This is a genomic window from Persicitalea jodogahamensis (assembly GCF_014651615.1).
Taxonomy (GTDB): domain Bacteria; phylum Bacteroidota; class Bacteroidia; order Cytophagales; family Spirosomataceae; genus Persicitalea; species Persicitalea jodogahamensis.
Window position 1 is genome coordinate 560,139 of the sequence record NZ_BMXF01000001.1, and the last position, 20,723, is coordinate 580,861.

17 protein-coding genes and 1 pseudogene are annotated in these 20,723 nt (G+C 49.7%); 14 read left to right on the forward strand and 4 right to left on the reverse strand.

Annotated features, from left to right (window positions below; translation table 11 throughout):
• Positions 1 to 13 precede the first annotated feature (13 nt).
• Positions 14 to 1,149 (reverse strand): annotated as a pseudogene (locus IE117_RS02330) (DUF819 family protein).
• Positions 1,150 to 1,252: 103 nt separating this feature from the next.
• Here IE117_RS02330 and IE117_RS02335 point away from each other — a divergent pair.
• From IE117_RS02335 to IE117_RS02360, 7 genes are all read left to right on the forward strand, one after another.
• On the forward strand, positions 1,253 to 3,574 hold the full coding sequence (locus IE117_RS02335; RefSeq protein WP_189562735.1) for a TonB-dependent receptor: 2,322 nt from the start codon (positions 1,253 to 1,255) through the stop codon (positions 3,572 to 3,574).
• Between the two features lie 91 nt (positions 3,575 to 3,665).
• Entirely contained in the window at positions 3,666 to 4,370 is a 705-nt protein-coding gene (locus IE117_RS02340; RefSeq protein WP_189562736.1) for a hypothetical protein, read from the forward strand.
• A gap of 295 nt (positions 4,371 to 4,665) precedes the next feature.
• Complete coding sequence (locus tag IE117_RS02345) at positions 4,666 to 6,003, forward strand: hypothetical protein (RefSeq protein WP_189562737.1); 1,338 nt, start codon at positions 4,666 to 4,668, stop codon at positions 6,001 to 6,003.
• Between the two features lie 292 nt (positions 6,004 to 6,295).
• Entirely contained in the window at positions 6,296 to 6,427 is a 132-nt protein-coding gene (locus tag IE117_RS26190) for a hypothetical protein (protein ID WP_308439260.1), read from the forward strand.
• Between the two features lie 123 nt (positions 6,428 to 6,550).
• Entirely contained in the window at positions 6,551 to 8,689 is a 2,139-nt protein-coding gene (locus IE117_RS02350) for an AAA family ATPase (RefSeq protein ID WP_189562738.1), read from the forward strand.
• 35 nt (positions 8,690 to 8,724) lie between these two features.
• Complete coding sequence (locus IE117_RS02355) at positions 8,725 to 9,153, forward strand: hypothetical protein (RefSeq protein WP_189562739.1); 429 nt, start codon at positions 8,725 to 8,727, stop codon at positions 9,151 to 9,153.
• 177 nt (positions 9,154 to 9,330) lie between these two features.
• On the forward strand, positions 9,331 to 9,696 hold the full coding sequence (locus tag IE117_RS02360) for a DUF2200 domain-containing protein (RefSeq protein WP_189562740.1): 366 nt from the start codon (positions 9,331 to 9,333) through the stop codon (positions 9,694 to 9,696).
• 120 nt (positions 9,697 to 9,816) lie between these two features.
• Here the strand turns inward: IE117_RS02360 and IE117_RS02365 are convergent, their stop codons facing one another.
• Positions 9,817 to 10,569 carry a hypothetical protein gene (locus IE117_RS02365; protein ID WP_189562741.1) on the reverse strand — a complete coding sequence of 251 codons (753 nt, stop codon included), beginning with the start codon at positions 10,567 to 10,569 and terminating at the stop codon, positions 9,817 to 9,819.
• Between the two features lie 168 nt (positions 10,570 to 10,737).
• Between IE117_RS02365 and IE117_RS02370 the strand changes: the two genes are divergently transcribed.
• The 3 genes from IE117_RS02370 to IE117_RS02380 all read left to right on the forward strand — a co-directional run bounded on the left by IE117_RS02370 (position 10,738) and on the right by IE117_RS02380 (position 13,607).
• Positions 10,738 to 11,031 carry a TIGR03643 family protein gene (locus IE117_RS02370; protein ID WP_189562742.1) on the forward strand — a complete coding sequence of 98 codons (294 nt, stop codon included), beginning with the start codon at positions 10,738 to 10,740 and terminating at the stop codon, positions 11,029 to 11,031.
• Between the two features lie 171 nt (positions 11,032 to 11,202).
• The gene (locus IE117_RS02375; RefSeq protein WP_229580205.1) at positions 11,203 to 12,723 is read left to right on the forward strand and encodes a sulfatase family protein; all 1,521 of its coding nucleotides are present in this window, start codon (positions 11,203 to 11,205) and stop codon (positions 12,721 to 12,723) included.
• A gap of 152 nt (positions 12,724 to 12,875) precedes the next feature.
• Positions 12,876 to 13,607: a YqjF family protein gene (locus tag IE117_RS02380; RefSeq protein ID WP_189562743.1), complete on the forward strand. Its 732-nt coding sequence runs from the start codon at positions 12,876 to 12,878 to the stop codon at positions 13,605 to 13,607.
• 217 nt (positions 13,608 to 13,824) lie between these two features.
• Here the strand turns inward: IE117_RS02380 and IE117_RS02385 are convergent, their stop codons facing one another.
• A complete protein-coding gene (locus IE117_RS02385; RefSeq protein ID WP_229580207.1) occupies positions 13,825 to 14,616 on the reverse strand; it encodes an NIPSNAP family protein in 792 nt (263 codons plus the stop codon).
• 276 nt (positions 14,617 to 14,892) lie between these two features.
• Between IE117_RS02385 and IE117_RS02390 the strand changes: the two genes are divergently transcribed.
• The 3 genes from IE117_RS02390 to IE117_RS02400 all read left to right on the forward strand — a co-directional run bounded on the left by IE117_RS02390 (position 14,893) and on the right by IE117_RS02400 (position 19,009).
• A complete protein-coding gene (locus IE117_RS02390) occupies positions 14,893 to 15,696 on the forward strand; it encodes a 2Fe-2S iron-sulfur cluster-binding protein (RefSeq protein WP_189562744.1) in 804 nt (267 codons plus the stop codon).
• 80 nt (positions 15,697 to 15,776) lie between these two features.
• Entirely contained in the window at positions 15,777 to 16,769 is a 993-nt protein-coding gene (locus IE117_RS02395; RefSeq protein ID WP_189562745.1) for an FAD binding domain-containing protein, read from the forward strand.
• A 74-nt stretch (positions 16,770 to 16,843) separates the two neighbouring features.
• Positions 16,844 to 19,009 carry a xanthine dehydrogenase family protein molybdopterin-binding subunit gene (locus IE117_RS02400; RefSeq protein WP_189562746.1) on the forward strand — a complete coding sequence of 722 codons (2,166 nt, stop codon included), beginning with the start codon at positions 16,844 to 16,846 and terminating at the stop codon, positions 19,007 to 19,009.
• 161 nt (positions 19,010 to 19,170) lie between these two features.
• On the opposite strand, the gene IE117_RS02405 is transcribed toward IE117_RS02400, so the two are convergent.
• Complete coding sequence (locus IE117_RS02405; protein ID WP_189562747.1) at positions 19,171 to 19,635, reverse strand: hypothetical protein; 465 nt, start codon at positions 19,633 to 19,635, stop codon at positions 19,171 to 19,173.
• Between the two features lie 154 nt (positions 19,636 to 19,789).
• Between IE117_RS02405 and IE117_RS02410 the strand changes: the two genes are divergently transcribed.
• Entirely contained in the window at positions 19,790 to 20,692 is a 903-nt protein-coding gene (locus IE117_RS02410) for an NAD-dependent epimerase/dehydratase family protein (protein WP_189562748.1), read from the forward strand.
• Positions 20,693 to 20,723: the final 31 nt, after the last annotated feature.

Below are 20,723 nucleotides of genomic sequence, written 5' to 3' on the forward strand. Positions count from 1 at the left end.
CCTTTCTTCCCACCTACCGCAGCCACTCTGCCACCGCGAAACCCAGATAAGTACCCAACCCATTGCCAAGAGTACCGACCAGAATAGCGGGTAGTTGTAAATCGGGACGTCCCAGGCTGCGGGCCAGGGCAAGGGCCGAGCTCGATCCGCCGATGTTGGCCTGCGATGCTACGGCTACCACATCGGGGTCCTGCTTCAGTAATTTGGCCACGCCCATCAGCAAGGCGGCGTGAATCAGCACAATGATACAGATAATGACCAGCAACCAAATGGCCAGGGTTCCGTCCTGCAACAAAGCCGGAACGTCGCAGTAGGCTCCGATGACAGCTAGAAAAAGGTAGATCATGAACATCCCAAGTACCCGGCTGCCGCGCAGGCGACTAATTGCCGGGAACTGCGCCAGCACCAGCGCGACCGTCGTGATGGTAAGAATCGTGGGCAAAGCCGGAAAAATGGTAGCGACCCGGTCGGCCAGGAGTACGGCCCCGAAAGCCAGGGCAGTGAGTAGTCCGACATCTTTGGGGTTGATCGTTTCCTGCTCGTCAAAAGTGTTGGAAGAGATGGCTGCTGATTCTGACGCCGCTGCTTTTTCGACCTTCCCCGCAGCAGAGCGGGTAGGGCAAGGGTGGCAATCATCCACAGGGCAGTCACGATATTATCGGCGGCAGTAGTGGCGGCGTAGAGTGTCCCCTCGCGGGCCATACCGTAGTGCAGGGCTACGGCGTTAAAATTCAAACTACCCCCCGTATAAGTTCCGGTCAGCATGCCCGCAAGCGCGTAGTATTTTTCGCCCAGCAGTGCGGCAGCATCGACCGTTTTTACGGCGACGGCCACCCCAATCACGGTTCCCAAAGCTCCCACCAGAAACAGGCCGATCATGGAAGGCCCGGCGCGGCGGATGCTTTTCAGGTTCACGCTCAGCATGAGCAGGAAGATGGAGATCGGGGCCACGTAGGTAAAAATCCCGTCGTATACGACCGAGGGTGGCGTGGAGGAAGGAATCAGGCCCAGGTTGGCGGTAAGGGCAGTGAGCAGAATGACCATCAGTGCCGTACCAAGGTGCCGGAAATAGGGTTTGGTGGCCAGCCACTCGCAGATGACAACGTTCAGGCAAAGTACGGCCAGGACAAAGAGCGGGTGGGTAATCATGGGCTGCCGGGCATGATTTTAGTTACCCGGCAATGTAGCGAAATGAACCGAATTGCAGGCAACGGACGTACATTAGCTATCATCCTTTGAATTTACCTCCTCAATGACTTCAACTCTACACGCAGGTACTGAAAAAACGGGACAGTGGCGCAGGAACTCTGCCCTTCTGTTTTTTTTACTCTTTTCTCACGTTTGTCTGGCCCACCTGGGCAAGATCACCGGTACCGTTTCGGACGCCGCCACGGGCCGGCCCCTGGCAGGCGTAACCGTTGTGGTATTGGAGCATGGTAAGGGAGCCATTACCAACGAACTCGGCCAGTACGACTTCACCAACCTCCCGGCGGCTACCTACCGCCTGGAATTTACCAGCATGGGTTTTCAGACCCAGTCGATTGTGGCGGAAGTTCACGACGACCAGACGACTTTCTTGCAAATCAAACTCTTAACAGCCCCCATCGATTTGGGTACCGTGACGGTGTCAGCGCTGCGGCCGAACGGCCAGCAGATTATCAGCGGCATAGACATCCGGCTGCGGCCCGTGACCAACTCGCAGGAAATCCTGCGCATGGTACCGGGCTTGTTTATCGGACAGCACGCGGGCGGCGGCAAGGCCGAGCAACTGTTTCTGCGCGGCTTCGACCTCGACCACGGTACCGACATCCGCCTGAGCGTGGACGGGATGCCCGTCAATATGGTGTCGCACGCCCACGGGCAGGGCTACGCCGACCTGCACTTTGTGATTCCCGAAATGGTGCAGTCATTGAATTTTGGCAAAGGTCCTTACGCCAGCGATCAGGGAAATCTGGCTACGGCGGGCTGGGTGAATTTTCAAACCAAAACTACCCTGGACCGGAATTTTGTGAAGGCAGAAGTGGGGCAGTACGATACCTACCGGCTGGTGGGTGGTGTGAATTTATTGGGGAAAGAGGTGGGAAAAGACGAGGGCCAGAAGCAGTCGGCCTACGTGGCATCGGAGTACCAGTACTCCAATGGCTATTTTGAAAACCCACAGTACTTTAACCGGTTTAATTTACTCGGCAAGTACCACGGCCACCTGTCGCCTGCCACCACGCTGACTCTGTCGGCGTCCACCTTTTGGAGCAAATGGAACCATTCCGGTCAGATTCCCGACCGGGCGGTAGCCTCCGGACTGACGGGCTTCTTTGGCTCCGTCGACCCGACGGAGGGCGGCGAGACCAGCCGCACCAACCTGAACGCCCAGCTCGTGACGGTTACGGGGCGGAAGGATGAAATCCGCCAGCAGGTATTTTACAGCCGCAATGCCTTTGAACTCTATTCCAATTTCACCTTTTTCCTCAACGACTCCATCAACGGCGACCAAATCCGGCAGAATGAAAAGCGCAACCTCTTTGGCTACAACGGTAGTTTTACCCGCTATCACCAAATTGGTAACAAAAACCTGACCTCGACGCTGGGCGTCCAGTACCGCCACGATCTGACCGATTCGACTGAGCTTTCGCACACCCGCAACCGCAACGAAACGCTGGAACGGTACCAACTCGGCAACATCAACGAACTCAACGCCGCCCTGTATCTCGACGAAGTACTGTACCTGACCAATCGACTGACAGTAAACGCCGGGCTTCGCTTTGATGTATTCCGGCAACGCTACGAGGATTTGCTGCTGACGCCCGCCGCCACGTCGCTGACCAATACGGCCATCGTTTCTCCCAAACTGAATCTTTACTACACCTTCTCGCCCCGGCTGCAGCTTTACGCCAAAGCGGGCAAGGGCTTTCACTCCAACGACAGCCGCGTGGTGTCCGCCGGAGCCACCGTCGGGGGCGTGCAGCAGGTACTTCCTCCCGCCTGGGGCGGCGACCTGGGGGCCATCTGGAAGCCGATGCCACGCTTGCTGGTAAGTACCGCCTTGTGGACGCTGCGGATGGCGCAGGAGTTTGTGTATGTCGGCGACGAAGGGGTAGTTGAACCCAGTGGCCGGACCCGCCGCGAGGGCGTGGATCTTTCGCTCCGCTACCAGTTGACCGACCACCTTTTTGCCGACCTTGACATGAATGCCACCCGTCCCCGCTTCGTGGACGAGGAACCAGGACAGCGCTATGTGCCGCTGGCACCCGTGTTTACCTCCATCGGCGGATTTTCGTACCAGGCCGAGCGTGGCTTCAATGGCTCGCTGCGCTACCGCTACCTGGCCGACCGCCCCGCCAACGAGGACAACAGCCTGGTGGCAGCAGGGTACTTTGTTGCGGACTTGCAGCTGAACTACACGCTGCCCCGCCAGCAATTCGGGCTTTCGGTGCAGAACCTTCTCAATACCCGCTGGAAGGAAACCCAGTTTGCTACCACAAGTCGACTGCGAAGCGAGTCGGTGCCGGTGGAGGAAATCCACTTTACGCCCGGCACGCCCTTCTTCGCCCGTCTGTCGTGGACGTGGTTTTGGTAAGTGAGTTGGCGATTCGTTTCATGATGAAAAGCCAGTAGTTAAAGCCGCCAAAACTTTCGTACTTGCTAATTCACCTTTTGAATTAAAAAGAATGGACAAGATAAAATTGCAAGTCGAGAACGTCGCTCACGAGTACCTCTCTGAAATCCCCGATGCCTGGCAGAAGGAAGACTATTTGAAGATTCTGGAAGCGTTCGACTTCGCCGATGCCGATGCGCTGCCGGATAAGGAGCTGGCCGAAATGACGCTCATGGCGATCACCGACGAAGAACCGAATCAGGCGGCGGAGAACCTGATGGCCCTGTACCTGTCCGATGACCTCAACGAAGGTCAGATGTCGCAGATCGCCAGCGATATGCAACTGGATAAGATTTTTGAAGAGTACCCCGAGATCGGCCTTCACCACCGCATGTTTAGCATCAATCAACTGTTGCGGAAGGCTTACAACGGTAAGTTTCCCGATGGCAAGGCGGTGCAGATTACTTTCACGCTGACGGATACCGACGGTACTTTCAGTAAGGCCGGAGACATTACCAGCGAAATCATCCTCAAAGCGCTGCAAAAGGCCATGCCGGATAATTCCATCGTCAAGCGCCTGTACCCGGATCAATTGGAGGGCAAAAAGGAACTCGCCGACGCCGATGCGATCGTGTGGAAACGCAATGTGACGCAGTCCGGCGATACCTACGAAGTGGAAATCATCTCCTCCGACTACTGGCTCGGCGACATCCTCGACCACCCCAGCTACGAGGCGGAGGTGACGCCATTTAAACACGCAGAGACGGCCGAACACTGATATGAGTTCGGGTAGTTCTGAAAAGTCTGGCGGATGCAACTAACTGCATCCGCCAGACTTCTTGATTTTACGGGCAGATTTCCCCCTACAACCTCGCTTCCTGTTTTTCCCACCACTCCAAATCCAGTGAATGAGCCCATCGTGGACAAACGACAATTTGTATTCTGCTAGGCCCCACCGACCAATCGGCTTCGTACGGTATCCAATGGCTAACCACCGTTTGTCAATACCGGGAAATTCGTCCTACTTCGATTTCCGATTCTATGCCCTGAATTTTATCTAATCCTTCTCACCGATGAAGTACCAATCCCTCCTGACGCTACTGCTGGCGTTCGTGTGCCTTTCCGTCTTCGGACAGCAAAAAATTGTGGTGGAAAAAGCCGGGCAAGGCGGCAAGAAAACGCTCGACTTTTCCAAAGTTAGAGCCGACATTGCTCAAAATCCCGACCCGATTCCGGGCCTGAACGACGACATGAAGTTCAACCAGATCATTTCCATGGAAATACTCAGCCTGGAAGGCAGCATGATTGTGGAGGCCTATCTCAACAGCACCAACGGCGTGTTTGGCTATTCGGGCGAGATGATACGGGTAGGCTGGAAAAATGCGCCCCAAATGGAAGAAACCGATCATATTAAGTTCGTCGCCCACCTGCCCAATGCCGATGCGCTCATGTACACCGAAACGCCGGACATGGGCAAAATAGCCATGAAAATGGGGAGTGGCATGTCGATGGTTTCGGCCAATTTCGACCGCTGGAACGGCTCGCAGATATTCTGGAACGGGGTGCGCAAGACGGGCAACAGCCGCCGTTGGCCGCATGAGCAGGGACTGCTGCTGGAAGAATACAAGATTACCGACGAAGGCAAAACTTACACTTGCTGGATGCACGACTGGGGCGTGAAGGCCGATCACCCGCTGGCCAAAAACTACATCGCCACGGCCTTCGGCGTGGGGTACCTCTACAACGAAAAAAATAAGCAACTCTACTACCTCCACGAAATAAACGATGGCATCAATGGCATTGCCGTCCTGAATATCATTCCTTTGGATGCCTCGGCACCGAAGGGAAGCTACCTGAGCCGGGTGCCTTTTTCGGGTAAAGGCTACAAACCCATCGGCGAGTACCTGGCCAAAGAGATGGGCATAAGCAATGCCAATCTGGACCAAAACGTTGCGACCGAAAAGCAGAAAGCCGCCGAAGAGGAAAACCCCGAACTACGCCGCATCAAAATGCAGCAGGCCGAAAAGATGGGGCGGATCTCGGAAAACCTGAAAGAAAACAATGGGCAGTTTTTGGAATCCAGCGACTTGGCCGATCTGGCCAAAGCCTACACCAATCCCGAAAATCAGGTGTCGATGTGGCAGATTATGGACTTGCAGTTTCAGGCCCGGAACGAGGAGATTCAGGAAGAGCTGAGCGACTCCAATCTCGAGCCTGAACAGCGAAAAAAACTAAACAAACAGAAAGCCTGCCTCGCCAACCAGCAGCGCGTGCTGGAAACGTTCAGAACCCGCGAGAAAAACATTAAAAAGAAGTACGAAAAGGGCGATCCCGACGATAAAATGCCTGATGAAATTCAGACGCTTTACCAGCAATACGCCAGCGAAAGCGCCAAAGCTTGCCCTGAGTAAGTAGTAACAGACAGTCAGTGCCCAAACGCCATTCCAAAGCCGGGCGGAAGAATCACGCGATTCTCCGCCCGGCTTTGCGTTTTCCGGGGCAAATCTCTACCTTAACGGAAAGTTGCAAAAACCTGCCTATCTCTCCCTAAAACAGTTAATTACGAAGTTCACATGAGAAAACGCCTACAAAATCTCCGGTGCGCGGCCACGTTCCTTCTTGTCACCCTGAGCGTAGCCGGAGGGCCTTCCCTTTTCGCCCAAAACCGCGCGCCAATCCCCGAGCGGCCGCCTCAAAGGCCGCATGGACTGGAAGGGCTACCGCAGCGGCCATAGGTTGGACCTCCGGCAGGAAGACCTCGTGCAGGCCAATGACGATTTGCGGGCGTTTATCTTGAAGGCGACGCCGGGGAAGGGGATGGCGGCGAAGTATTGAAATGCAGATTTGACAGTAGAAAACGATTTACTATCCTTTGGTAAATAAAATTAATTTTTTTGAGAATGTATATGATGAAATAGCGATCATTTCCTCATTAGCATATATTAAAATATAATTGCAATGAAAAAAAACGATATCAAATTAGTAAGATTTAAAGTTGAAAATTTCAGATCTATTGAGAAAAGTGACTGGATTGAAGTTGCTGAAAACTCATGTTTGATAGGGACTAATGAATCTGGTAAGACAAACTTATTAATTGCCTTATGGAAATTAAACCCAGTGAATGGTGAGCCGATAGTGCCTCTTGATGATTTCCCAAGATTATTATTCAGCAGATATAAAGCAGAAGGACATGAGTCTGATATATTCATTTCTGCTGATTTTGTATTGAGCATAGAACTACAAATAAAGCTTGCGGAAAGATACAAGTGTGATCAAGATCAGATCAAAACGGTATTAGTCGAAAGAGAATACAGTGGAGATTACCATGTGTCATTCCCTTATACAAAAATTGACCAGTTTGAATCCACCCGTTTACTTGAAGTGTATGAAGAATTTTATCAAAGAATTAAATTAGAAGATTTTTATATTAAAGAAGATAAACAATTGCAAGATTTGATATTTAACTTTATAAATGAGTTAAAGGATTCAATACCTGATAATTTTTTTAGAGAAAAACATATTAAAGAAGTAATAAAATCTGTCCAAAATTTCAAAATTGAAAGTTTTGGGAAAAAGCAAAAACTTCCAGAATTTTTCGAACAAAATTTGGAGAACTCACTCTCGGGTTTTATAAATTCTTTTGAAGGCAATCCAATTAAAATAGAACAAGATACATTGAGCGAGATTCTTAAAAATATTCCACAGTTCGTTTATTATTCTGACTATGGAAATTTAGACAGTGAAATCTATTTACCAAGAGTTATAGAGGATTTTGAAAGAAAAGATTTGGGCGAAACAGCAAGAGCAAAAGCACGAACATTGGAGGTCTTATTCAAATATGTGAATTTATCGCCACAAGAAATTTTTGAACTTGGTAATGATTCAAGAGTAATTATCAAGAGAATTAACCATCAAAACAACAATGTGATTTCTGAAACGGAACAAGAAAAAACTGACGAAGAAATCAAAGCATGGGCTGATAAGAAAAGAGAAAGAAATATATTGTTAGAATCAGCAGCAACACAACTAACTGAGAGCTTCAAGAAATGGTGGCTGCAGGGGAACTACATTTTTCAATTTAAAGCTGATGGAAACCACTTTCGTATTAACGTTAGCGATTCACTACGTCCAGAACCAATAGAATTAGAAGGTAGAAGTAGAGGGCTTCAATGGTTTTTTAGCTTCTTCCTTGTTTTCTTAGTTGAAACCAAAGAAGGTCATTCAAATACAGTATTGCTATTAGATGAGCCAGGACTATCACTTCATCCACTAGCACAGTATGACCTTGCTAAATTTTTTAGAAAGTTGTCCGAGGATAATCAATTGATTTATACTTCACATTCACCATTTCTTGTTGACATCGATAATTTAGCAAATGTAAAAGCTGTCTATATAAATAAGGAAACCGGAAGGACCAATATTACATCAAATTTAAGATATGATGAGAAAGATTCTGAAAAATCGATATATCCTGTACATGCAGCCTTAGGTCTAACGGTATCTGATACCCTTTTACTTGGATGTAAACCAATATTAGTGGAAGGTCCGAGTGATCAAATATATCTTAATTTTATAAAAAGATTTTTGATCGGCCAAGGTATACTTAAATATACGAGAGAATTTGTTTTTATTCCTGTGGGTGGAATAAAAGGAATGGGGCCAGTATCTAAGCTTGTTTCGTCAAGAGATGACAAATTTCCTATGGTTTTGTTGGATTCAGATAAAGCAGGTAAAGATTATAAGAAAGGTCTGCTTAATGGTAAATATAAAGATGATAAAGATTTAGTACTAGAAGTAAATGACTTTTTGGCAGATAAAGAATATGAGATTGAAGACTTTATTCCTCATAAATTCATAATTACTGTTATTGATAGAATGTTCAGAGGTAAAGAATTCTTCGATGATAAATATGTCAAAGATGAGCCAATAGTTGATCAAATAGAAAAGTGGGCAAAAGAGAATAACATTACATTAGAGCTCGGCTGGAAGGTAGATGTAGCAAGAGAAATACTAAATAGGAGTTCGAAATTTTACGAAGAAATTACACCGGAATATATTGAGATTTGGTCGAAGCTATTTGATAAACTGACTACATAAAGTAATTTATTTTCCGCTAACTCTGATTTATAGTCATGGAATTTATTGCTGAAATTGCTTGCATTGGGAGAGGTGAAGAAATAAACTATTTCAAATACGCACGAGAAACTTCCAAAGAAAATGGAAATATAAAGTGGATATTTAAAATAAAACCGAGCGATTTAGATGAAACGGACTGGTTTGAGTTTTCGATTACTAAGATTAATGAAACTATGGGGAAGGTAACTACAATGCTACACAACTATCTGGAAGTTTATGTTGCAAAAGGCATTCCTGAAAAAATGATTGAGGAAGCTAGTCAAGTTTTAAATTTAAGAATAATTTCAAGTTCTAACAATCCCAAATTTAAGTCATTTGGAAATGAATCAAGATCCTCAGGCGCAGACAAAGTTTGGAAAAGACTAGTTGAACAAGGTAAAGCAACCTATGACTCGACTACAGATACCTATGAATTTTTATCTTAGTTTACCCACATCTCTAACCCTAATTTAAAATTGATACGTTCCGTCGTATGGTTTCATCACCTCGCCCCTGTTGCGCGTAATCCTCTATGAGAGTATTAACCAAATATAGTTGGCAGTTTCCGACGACTGCCGATGCCACTAAGTTTACGCACTTCAAACAAAAAGCCTTTCCGGAATATGAAGATTACGCCCGAGCACAACGAGCGAATGGCAAAAATGACTTTTGCCTCGGTGTACCCGCACTACCTCACGAAAGTCGAGCGCAAAGGCAGGACCAAAGAAGAATTACATCAGGTGATCGCGTGGCTGACGGGTTTTGACGACAAAAAACTGCAAGCGCTGATGGAGGAGAAAGCGACTTTTGAAACATTCTTCAACGAAGCAAAATTGAATCCAGGGGCGGATTTGATCACGGGCGTAATCTGCGGCTACCGGATCGAAGAAATTGAAAATCCAATCACCAGGAAAGTTAGGTACCTGGATAAGCTGGTGGACGAACTGGCGAAAGGCAAAAAGATGGAAAAGATTTTGAGAACCGCGTAGTAAGACCAATTACAAATCGGAGTTGTATAGTCGTAGAAAATTCACTCGACAGATACCAGCGAAGGCTGGGATTCATGAATCAAGTGGATAACCTCTCTAACAAGTAAGTGGTGCCTTGCTTCACTCATAATAAACTATGGGCTCTATCAATTCACTACCGGCCTCATCGTCCAATTGATGCTTTTGTCGAATCGTAGCTAACGTCATCAGCTCCGCGAAGTAACGTCGTCTTTCCAGGATGATTCTTACCTCAGGACCATAATTGTCATAGACCAATGCCCCTTTGGCGGCATAAGCAGCGCCGGCTGTGCGGTGATGACTGAGCGAGGCTATCGCCAGACTTACGTACCGAAAATCTGATTTTACGGCGTCACGGGCCACCACTTCTTCTTCTTCAGTGATAGCGTCATAGGCCAGAAAGTAGATTAGCACATAGTTCTGGAAGAACGATTTTACTGTTTCCTGTTCGGCCAGTATATCGTCGGTGAGTAGGCCACTGATGGTTTTTCGAAAGCAGGAAAGATAAGAATAACATTCAAGGCTGTATTCGAGGGGATTATGCGGAATCTCCGACTGGAAGTAATATTTCAGATTATCCGCCCGTTGCACCGACTTCGCATCGCTGTAGGCCCCAAGGTGCCCGTAGTACACTAGGGAAGCATCCCCTACTTTTAGGGTGTGTCGGGGAGGACGCAGCACAACCTGCAGCTTCCGGCTCAGCTTTTCGAAGCCTTCTTCCCGCAGAAACCAGAAGTAAATTCCCCTCTGATCCGGGACGTGAACGTGGTTCACGTTCCGGGCTTCCATCAGCGCATCATAGGGCAAGGCCGAAAAATAAGGCAATACATCCAACTGAGAATCAAACTGTTTCATGGGTAGCTGTGGTATAGTCTGAGTTTGTCCATAAAGGCAGGTTGGCAAGCAAACTACTAGTAGAAAGCACTTTGAAAATAGTTAATTGACACTCCACCGACGCGAGCATCAGGGCTAGTTATCAGATTTATTTCGAACAGCATCGCCACCTACGCTGTTTAGTCCTGCATGAAAGAAAAAGAGCTAATCAATCCATTATCGGCCCGCGACACGGACCGGATCATCGAAATGGCCTGGGAAGACCGGACGCCCTTCGACGCCATCGAGGCACAGTTCGGCCTGGCCGAACCGGAAGTGATCGTTTTGATGCGCCGTTCGCTGAAACCCGCCTCGTGGCGGCGTTGGCGGGCACGGGTGCAGGGCCGAAGTACCAAGCACGCCCTCAAAGCGAGCGAGCAAATGCATCGTTTCAAGAGCGATCGACAACGGGCGATTTCCGGCAATAAAATCAGCAAAAGGTAGAAGTCCACTACTCCCGAGGGTGAGAAAAATCAGCGTGTGTTTTCGTTTCAGTACTACGCTCACCACTAAACAGGGTGCCTTGATTTCTGGGATTGACGGAAAAGAATACGGCGCGCTCTATCCATACAATCAAAAAAATCCGCTAAATAGGCGTTTCAAATCAAAAATTGTATGGCGGCTTCTCCTGAACGAATTAAGCACAACGGTTCAACTACCCGGAAAGGAGTATTTCCGCTTGCGATAACCCTGGGTACCTTGCTCATGGTTTTCTCTGCCTTTTTTTGGGACGAAGGAAGAGCCAACCAACAGAAACACCCCAATATCCTGGTGATTTTCACCGATCAGTGGAGTGGTCGCGCGCTTGGGTACGTGGGAAGAGAAAAAGTACAAACCCCCAATCTGGATGGTTTAACGAAAGAAGGGCTGGCACTTACCCAGATGGTGAGCAACTACCCGGTCTGCTCGCCCGCCCGCGCTATGCTGCTTACGGGTACGTACCCTTTAGAAAACAAAGTCATCAGTAACGCCAATTCCAATTCGGCCCCTTTTGGCGTCGAGTTGCCCACGGATATGGTATGCTGGTCCGATATCCTGAAAGCCAAGGGCTACTCCAATGGCTACATCGGCAAGTGGCATCTCGAAGCACCTTATCAGCCCTATATTCCTACGTCGAACAACGAGGGGAACACGGCTTGGAACGAGTGGACGCCGCCGGCAAGGCGACACGGCTTCGATTTTTGGTATGCCTACAATACCTACGACCAGCACGACCGGCCCATGTACTGGGATACGAAAGCAACGCGGGATGAATTTCATTATGTCGATCAATGGGGGCCAGAACACGAAGCGGAGAAAGCCATCGACTACTTCACGAACAAAGGAGGCGTAAGGAATGCGGAGAATCCATTCGCCCTGGTCGTTTCTATCAATCCGCCGCATTCGCCATACAACACCATGCCCAAAAAGTACCTTGAACCGTATAAAGATATCCCACTCGATTCATTGGTTACGGAGCCGAATATTCCCCCGGCGGGTACCCGGATGGGGGATATGTATCGAAAAGACATCAAAAACTACTACGCCAATATTACGGGCGTCGATGCTCAGATTGGTCGGATGATCAGCGCCTTGAAGGATAATGGTTTGCTGGAAAATACGATTGTCCTCATTACGGCCGATCACGGAAACTGTCTGGGAAAGCACGACGAGGTCTCAAAAAACAATATCTACGAAGAGTCGCTGCTGGTACCTTTCCTCGTCTACTGGAAGGGAAAAATCAGGCCTGGGATCGACCGTGAGTTGCTTGCCGGTATGCCCGACATTTTTCCGACCCTGCTTGATCTGGCGGGTTTCAAAAATGATATTCCCAAAAGCGTACAGGGCGTCAGTCATGCATCCTATTTTCTGGAAAGGGAAGGCAGGCTACCTCAGGAACAATTCATTATGGGTAGTATTTCCAGCGATCCGGCCCGAATCAACTCGGGTTTCAGGGGAGTGCGGACGCAGCGTTATAAGCTGGCCTATTTAAGAAATGGCAAAAAACTGCAAGGGTACCTATTCGATTTGAAAGCCGATCCCTACGAAATGAATAATCTGTACAGGACATCGCAGCCGGAAGTCGGCCGATTGAAAGGTCGGCTGCAAGACTGGCTGGTGAAAACGAAGGACGGGTTTGTATTAGATGAGGGGTAAGGCGATTTGCCATAAAGATTTTCCTTGTGCTTACTATAAGGTGACAAGTCCTGGGTACTTATCTCGTTTGCCCCCAACAGTTAGGTGCCTGATCCTAAAACATTAGCGAATTCCGCGCTGTTTGGTAGGTGTTATCCTCCAATCAATAGTCCATGAGTTTTTTAACCGCCGAGTGGCGCAAGCTAGCCTTTGCTAATTACGAAGTTGATCCCGCCGTTCTCAAACCCTACCTTCCCTACGGGACCGAGCTGGATCTGTGGCAGGGACACTGTTACGCGAGTCTGATCGGGTTCATGTTTAAAAATACCCGGCTATTGGGGATCAAAGTACCTTTTCACATCAATTTTGAGGAGGTAAACCTGCGGTTTTACGTCAGGCGGTTTGAAGACGGAGCGTGGAAACGAGGGGTAGTTTTCGTCAAGGAGATCGTCCCCTTGCCCGCCCTGACTTTCGTGGCCAATACCCTTTACAACGAGAAGTACGAAACCCGCCCAATGCGCCACCGGTGGGACGAAACCGATACTGACCTCACGGTGGAGTACCGCTGGAAGATCAAATCCGGGTGGCAGTCATTTAGGGTCACTACTGGTAGGGAACTCACCGAGATGATTCCCGGCAGTGAAACCGAGTTTATCACCGAGCATTACTGGGGGTATGCGGAGGTGAACCCTTCCCTGACCAATGAATACCAGGTGACGCACCCGAAGTGGAAGAAGTACGAGGTACTTGATTATAAAATCAAGGCTGACTTTGCCGAATTATACGGCAACGACTTTGTCTTCCTGAATCACCAACAACCCCGGTCCGTGATGCTGGCCGAAGGCTCGGCCATTACCATTGAATCAAAGCGGGTACTGCGGGCTCCGTCGCTAACAGCGAATTAAACCCTTCAGAACGGTCCGCTGCGCCAGGGATGCGTAGTCCGGGACGCGCAGTCCGGGACACCACGTGCAAGGAAAGCTCTACGCCAAGCGCGGCGTCTAATGCCTCACCCTATATGCACTTGCTGCCTGAGAAAGACGAAAGTGGGCTTTGCGCAATAAAAACACCAGGCCATTTCCATGACCTGGTGCAAGTACAATATCCGTAAAAACGGCTTGCCTAAATATCCGAATACTCGGTAGGATACAGGAAGTACTGCGTATTCTTGGAAGTATTGTTTTTATACTGCTCGTCGGCTTTTAGCACCGCCCATTCTGGTGATTCTGTGAAAGCTTTCCAGTGGGCATCGCGATCGGCCTGGTTTTCGAAGGTAGTCATGTACATCAGGTTGGGCATGTGGCTGCCGGTGATCACTTCGCCATAAAACACCGCATTGAAATTCAGTCTTTTGAAGAGCTTCACTTCGCCGCCCTCGTTAAACATCTTCACTTTGTTCAGGTAGTATTTTTCGGTGGGACCTTCGTAGCTGCGCAGCTCGTAGACCCGATCCTTCTTCGGGCCGCTGAGATTGGGCAGCATCATCTGCGGGGCCTCGCTGAACGCATGTAAAACAATCGATTCAAAACGGTCGTAGGGCTTGTTGTCAAACCTTGCGTTGATATATGCAGTTCCGGCACTCTGATACGCCGCATCGGCAGCCAGTTTTTTGGTGATGTCCAATATGTGGCTTTGCGACTTCAATGGCGTAAAGACATATACTTTTTTGCCGGCATCGTCTGTGCCCGGTCTCGGTTTGAAAACCCCGACTGTCTTGATACCCTGCCGGTGCATGGCCGGAAGGTAGGCATCCTTTAAGTAGGCATCCAAGCCCTGTTCCTGGGCCGCGCTGCTGATGGTGTAAATCTTGATTTCGTAAAATTCCCTCTTGGCGGCCTGAGCAAGGGCTACCGCTCCGAGCACAAAAAGCAGGGAGAACATAAAAGGTTTCAGGACTGATCGGTAGTTCTTCATGAGTGGGGCAACTGGTGATTATTGAAGTTAATTGTGGATTTAACAAAGTAACAAAAGAAATCACATTAGTGGATGGTACAACGTGTAATTTCCCCCGCCACCCCTCCAATGACCCCGGTGCGAACCGCGGCGTGACTCCCCATGGACGCGATACGAAGGTTGAGGTGGGTATGGTTTTTTCTCTCTTACCCATATGAGGCAGAACCCAGGCAATCATCATTAAGCTCTACTGCTTCATTGCACCCACTCCACTACCAACTCTAACACATCTATGTTATGACGAAATATAACCAGGAAGACCAATCGGAAGAGAGGCAGTTGACCGAGGACGAAAGTAAGATTCTGGATCAGCTTGGGCTTTTTGGAGACTCTCGTCGCCGGTTTATGACTAAAATTTCTGCCGCCGGACTCAGCCTGTTTGCTGCGCCCTTCCTTACCTCCGAAGCGCTAGGTAAATCATCAAAAGAAGAACTCCTGACCACTACTGAAGCCATGCTGAACGAAATCAAGGTCCGATTACGGGTAAATAATTCAACAAAACCTTTAATCATCGATTCCCGAACTACCCTGCTGGACGCGCTTCGGCAGCGTCTTCAGCTGACCGGCACCAAAAAAGGCTGCGATCACGGGCAGTGCGGCGCCTGTACCGTGATCATCGATGGGAAACGCAAACTCTCCTGCCTTACGCTGGCGGCCAGCTGCAAGGACAAGGAAATCACTACTATAGAAGGTCTGGCCACGGACGATGAGCTGCACGCCATGCAGGCGGCCTTCCTCAAACACGATGGCTTCCAGTGCGGCTACTGCACACCCGGGCAAATCTGCTCTTCCGTCGCCCTGCTGCAGGAGGCCAGAAATGGGGAAGCGAGCTACGTAACGGAGGATTTCAAAAACGTCCGGCAAAACATTGAGCTATCGGAAGAAGAAATCCGGGAACGGATGTCGGGCAATATCTGCCGGTGCGGGGCCTATAACAATATCGTGCAGGCCATTCAGGAAGTACAGTCGGGCAAAGAAGAAAAACCCAAGTGGGAATTTGCCACGGCGGAACAAATGCAAAAAGCCAAAGCCAAAAGCTGACCTTATTTTAAGAGACAGGTACCTGGAAAAACAGGAATCAGCGTCTTTCAACGGCTTCAACGCCACAAAACCAGTAACCAATGAGACCTTTTGTATATACCCAGCCGCAAAATCCGCAGGCCGCCGTATCGGCCGCTGCGGCCAATAAACAAGCCAGGTACCTGGGGGGCGGTACCAACCTGATCGATTTGATGAAAGAAGACGTGGAACGCCCAACGGAGTTGATCGAAGTGGCGGACCTCAGTTTCAACGACATTAAATCCAATGGCGCAGGCGGCTACACGCTGGGCGCGATGGCCAGCAATGCCGATACGGCCAACCATCCCGACATCCGGAAAAACTACCCTTTGCTCTCGATGGCCATGCTGTCGGCGGCTACGGCGCAGATCCGCAACATGGCGACCAACGGCGGCAATTTGTTGCAGCGTACCCGTTGTCCCTACTTTTTCGAAACCTCCATGCCCTGCAACAAACGGGAACCGGGCACGGGTTGTGGTGCCAGGAAGGGCATGAACGCCCAGCACGCCATTTTTGGCTGGAATGACCAATGCGTAGCGGTCAATCCTTCGGATATGTGCGTGGCTTTGGCGGCCATAGGGGCCACGGTACAGGTACAACAAGCCGGGGGTAAGACAAGAACGATTGATTTTGCCGATTTCCACCGCTTGCCGGGCGATCAGCCGGAAAAAGACAACACGCTGCAGCCCAACGAGCTCATTACGGCCATCGAACTACCCAAACCGATTTTCGCCGATCATTATTATTACCTGAAAATCCGCGAGCGCTCCAGCTATGCTTTTGCGCTCATTTCGGTAGCGGCCGGCTTACAAATGGAAGGCGGTAGCATTGCCAAAGCGGGCCTCGCCATGGGGGGAGTAGCGCACAAACCCTGGAAACTAACCGAAGCCGAGGCTTTTCTAAGCGGCAAAAAACCAACTCAGGAGAACTTTGAGCAGGCTGCGGAGTTGGCGATGCGCCCGGCCCGTACCCTGCCGGACAATGAATATAAAATTGAAATGGGTAAAAAGGCAATCATAAGAGCGCTTACCCAGGCTTACGAAAAAAACGCCTAAAAGCACCTTTCAGCCCGCTGACAGCTTTTCAGCCTGAGTTTTACTTACCCCATTTACCTAGCCAATAAGATAGTATGGATACCTCAATAGGAACAGGAAACCCGATAGACCGGGTGGAAGGACACCTGAAAGTGACCGGGATGGCCAAATACTCGTCGGAGTTCCCCGTAGATAAAATGCTTTATGCCCAGGCGATCAACAGTACCATTGCCAAAGGGGAAATCTCCTCAATCGACATCTCAGAAGCAAAAAAGCAGAAGGGGGTCGTTGAAATCATTACCTACAAAAACGCCGAGAAGCTCAAGACGCCCGACAAAAAACTACCGCCACTTTCTACCACCAGCATTCAGCCGGTGTTGCAAAGTCCGCAGGTTCATTATTACGGAGAATACGTAGGCCTGGTGGTGGCCGAAACCTTTGAGCAGGCCCAGTACGCCGCACGCTTGGTTAAGATTAAGTACAAAAAGGAAACTCCAAAAATAGATTTCAAGAACCACCGGGCGGACGCTTACAAACCAGAGGAAGAGTCGGACTATTCCCGAGGCGATGTGGAGGCGGGGCTGGCCGAAGCCGATCAAAAACTGGAAGCTACCTACAACACGCCCATCGAGCACCATCACCCGATGGAGCTGCATGCCGTTATCGCCTCGTGGGAAAATGGAAAAGTAAAAGCGTACGCCAGCCAGCAAATGATCAACGATGCAGCGGTCACCATTTCAAATACCTTCCAGATCCCCAAAGAAGATGTACGCGTCATAGCCCCTTTTGTAGGGGGGGGATTTGGCTCCAAACTGCACGCCAAGCAACATGTGATTCTGGCCATTATGGCGGCTAAAAAGACCGGTCGCCCGGTGCAGCTTACCGTCACCCGGCACCAGATGTTTACCAATACCAACCTGCGGCAGCACAATGAGCAGAAGGTGAGCATAGGGGCTGCCAAAGACGGATCATTGACCGCCCTGGCCCACGAAATAGTGTCGCATACCTCTACCTACGAAGAGTACCAGGAACCATGCGGCACGGTTTCCAAAATGCTTTACAAAGTACCCAACAACAAGGTGACCCACCGGCTGGTGCCCGTGAACCTGCAAACTCCCTTTGCCATGCGCGCACCGGGCGAAGCTACCGGTAGTTTTGCGCTGGAATCGGCGATGGATGAAATGGCCTGGAAGCTCAAAATGGACCCGATTGAATTCAGAATCAAAAACGATACGCAGACCGACCCCAGCAACGATAAGCCTTTTTCTTCGCGCCTGCTGGTTGAGTGCCTGCGGATTGGTGCCGATAAATTTGGCTGGGACAAGCGAAAAATGGAACCGGCTAAAAATACAAACGGCAACTGGCTGGTGGGGTACGGCGTCAGTGGCGCGTCGCGGGCGGCACCTTATCAGGAAACGTCGTCGAAGGTGATACTGACACTCAAAGACGGGACCGTACTGGCTACCATTCAGATGGATGCCACGGATATAGGGACAGGTAGTTATACCATTATTGCGCAAACGGCTTCCGAGTACCTGGATATTCCCGTGGGGCAAGTGGTTGTGCAGCTTGCCGACTCGCTGTTTCCTGTAACGCCCGGCTCCGGAGGGTCGTGGGGAGCGGCATCTTACTGCAACGGAGCCCGCATGGCCTGCCAAAATGCTATTAAGGAATTGAAACAAAAGCTGAACGTAGGTGATGAAAAGAAAATGAGTGTAAAAGAGTTGATGACGGGCAACAAGCTGACGACCTACGAAGCCCAGGGTACCGCCAAACCTTCCGAGGCATTCAAAGAGCATTCGGTCTATTCCTTCGGGGCGAATTTTGCCGAGGTTTGGGTAGACAAAGACACGGGCATGTTCAGGATCAAGCGCATGTTGAACGTCGGTGCCTGCGGAAAAATACTGAACCCCAAAACGGCTTTTGGCCAGATCATCGGCGGACTGACCATGGGAGCAGGCATGGTGATCGCCGAGCAGACCCGGGTAGAGCCCAACTTCGGCAACTTCATCACCCGGTCTTTTGCCGATTATCACGTTCCGGTAAATCTGGACATGGCGAACGTAGAGGTAGTTTTTCTACCCGAAGAAGACAAAATAGCCAATGAGATGGGCGTGAAAGGAATTGGAGAGCTGGGCATAACCAGTGTGGCGGCGTCTATTGCCAACGCCATTTTCAATGCCACCGGCAAGCGCATGCGTGACCTGCCTATCACTCCCGAAAAACTGATCATGGCCGGCGTAGAACCCGGTGTTGCGTAAGGTTTGGAATTGCGTAAAAAGTGACCGAAGTGCGAAAATTGCCATGACTTACCCGTCGCAGACTAAAATTCCTGCGTTTTAGTTTGTGACGGGTATCTTAGTCCTGCCGAGATCTACTTTGGCCGACTTCTTGGTACTTTGGAGCTCAGGAGCTCCTGCCGCTATTTCTTTCTGACGGTCCCTACGCCATACCGCTTTACCTGCCGCATTTTGAGCTGATTGCCGACGACTTCTACTTTTTTCAGATCCATAAAAGTACCCTTGGCGTCGTAGAAGCCAATCATGGCGGAGAGGTCATTTTCGTACCTCCGTACGTCGACTTTGGGCTGGTAGCCAAAGTTTGGGATATCGACGCTGTCTTTCACCTCCAGCATTTTGTAGGTGACGGCCACCCGGTAGCGGAACCGCAGCGGGGTTTCATACAGCTTCACCGTAAATTTGAACTGATTCAGCGCATCGGGAACAGACTTGGAATAAGTGGCCACCGGCTTGGGGTCGACGTTGGTGCGCTCGCTGGGAATCGTGTCATTCACAACAACCCGCTTTTCGGAAGACTCCGTTTTCTTCTGGGTCTGGTTGCAGCCGGCCGCAAAAGCCAGCAGGAAAAGCAAAACGAATATTCTCATACGGTGGAATAAAGGGGAATAAGGTATGGATAAAGAAAAAGTACGTTTGTTTGCTCTTACCGAATGAAAGAATACGTGTTACTTTGACCCGACGCAGATACCGCACAAACTACTAGTTCATAACAAATAAAACTACTACTAAACTGGATAACCAATGACTGCCATGCGAATATTTTTTACGGGGGGATCAGGCAAAGCCGGAAAGCACGTAATTCCCTACCTGCTTGATCAGGGACATCGCGTGATGAACGTAGACCTGAAACCTCTGGATCACCCGGGGGTAGATAATCTGATCGCGGATATTACGGATTCCGGCCAAATGTTCAACGCCATGAGTTCCTATGCCGGATTGGACGAACTGGAAGCAGGGAATGGCGTACCAAAATTCGATGCCGTAGTCCATTTTGCGGCCGTGCCCCGTATCCTGATCAACCCGGATAATGAAACCTTCCGGGTCAACACCCTGGGCACCTATAACGTGATTGAAGCGGCAGTGAAACTAGGCATTAAAAAGGTTATCATTGCTTCATCCGAAACTACCTACGGAGTCTGTTTTTCGGATGGCCAAACCTACCCTCACGTACTGCCTTTGGAAGAAGATTATGACGTTGACCCCATGGATAGCTACGGATTATCGAAGGTTGTCAATGAAAAAACGGCCCGGAGCTTTCAGCGGCGGTCGGGCTTTGATATTTACGCCCTTCGGATTGGCAATGTGATCGAACCGCACGAATACGCCGAACTGTTCCCGCATTATTTCGAGCATCCTGAGGTACGTCGCCGGAATGCCTTCTGTTATATTGATGCACGAGACCTGGGGCAGATCGTGGATCTGTGCTTGAAAAAAGACGGCCTCGGGTACCAGGTTTTCAATGCCGGAAACGATCAAAACGGTGCCATCATCCCCAGCAAAGAATTAGCCGAGCGGTTTTTCCCCGGGGTACCCCTTACGCGCGAATTGGAAGAGCACGAAGCGTTGTTTTCCAACCGAAAAATCCGGGAAGTTCTGGGATTCGAAGAACAACACAACTGGCAGAAGTACGTAAAACAGGGCTGAAACGGAAAAGCGCCGCTACGTCAGGTACCTG

What these genes read in the sequence shown, in the direction of transcription:
- IE117_RS02335 (WP_189562735.1), top strand. Translation starts at nt 1,253, where the DNA reads ATGACTTCAACTCTACACGCAGGTACTGAAAAAACGGGACAGTGGCGC.
- IE117_RS02340 (WP_189562736.1), top strand. Translation starts at nt 3,666, where the DNA reads ATGGACAAGATAAAATTGCAAGTCGAGAACGTCGCTCACGAGTACCTC.
- IE117_RS02345 (WP_189562737.1), top strand. Translation starts at nt 4,666, where the DNA reads ATGAAGTACCAATCCCTCCTGACGCTACTGCTGGCGTTCGTGTGCCTT.
- IE117_RS26190 (WP_308439260.1), top strand. Translation starts at nt 6,296, where the DNA reads ATGGACTGGAAGGGCTACCGCAGCGGCCATAGGTTGGACCTCCGGCAG.
- IE117_RS02350 (WP_189562738.1), top strand. Translation starts at nt 6,551, where the DNA reads ATGAAAAAAAACGATATCAAATTAGTAAGATTTAAAGTTGAAAATTTC.
- IE117_RS02355 (WP_189562739.1), top strand. Translation starts at nt 8,725, where the DNA reads ATGGAATTTATTGCTGAAATTGCTTGCATTGGGAGAGGTGAAGAAATA.
- IE117_RS02360 (WP_189562740.1), top strand. Translation starts at nt 9,331, where the DNA reads ATGAAGATTACGCCCGAGCACAACGAGCGAATGGCAAAAATGACTTTT.
- IE117_RS02365 (WP_189562741.1), bottom strand. Translation starts at nt 10,569, where the DNA reads ATGAAACAGTTTGATTCTCAGTTGGATGTATTGCCTTATTTTTCGGCC.
- IE117_RS02370 (WP_189562742.1), top strand. Translation starts at nt 10,738, where the DNA reads ATGAAAGAAAAAGAGCTAATCAATCCATTATCGGCCCGCGACACGGAC.
- IE117_RS02375 (WP_229580205.1), top strand. Translation starts at nt 11,203, where the DNA reads ATGGCGGCTTCTCCTGAACGAATTAAGCACAACGGTTCAACTACCCGG.
- IE117_RS02380 (WP_189562743.1), top strand. Translation starts at nt 12,876, where the DNA reads ATGAGTTTTTTAACCGCCGAGTGGCGCAAGCTAGCCTTTGCTAATTAC.
- IE117_RS02385 (WP_229580207.1), bottom strand. Translation starts at nt 14,616, where the DNA reads ATGAAGAACTACCGATCAGTCCTGAAACCTTTTATGTTCTCCCTGCTT.
- IE117_RS02390 (WP_189562744.1), top strand. Translation starts at nt 14,893, where the DNA reads ATGACGAAATATAACCAGGAAGACCAATCGGAAGAGAGGCAGTTGACC.
- IE117_RS02395 (WP_189562745.1), top strand. Translation starts at nt 15,777, where the DNA reads ATGAGACCTTTTGTATATACCCAGCCGCAAAATCCGCAGGCCGCCGTA.
- IE117_RS02400 (WP_189562746.1), top strand. Translation starts at nt 16,844, where the DNA reads ATGGATACCTCAATAGGAACAGGAAACCCGATAGACCGGGTGGAAGGA.
- IE117_RS02405 (WP_189562747.1), bottom strand. Translation starts at nt 19,635, where the DNA reads ATGAGAATATTCGTTTTGCTTTTCCTGCTGGCTTTTGCGGCCGGCTGC.
- IE117_RS02410 (WP_189562748.1), top strand. Translation starts at nt 19,790, where the DNA reads ATGACTGCCATGCGAATATTTTTTACGGGGGGATCAGGCAAAGCCGGA.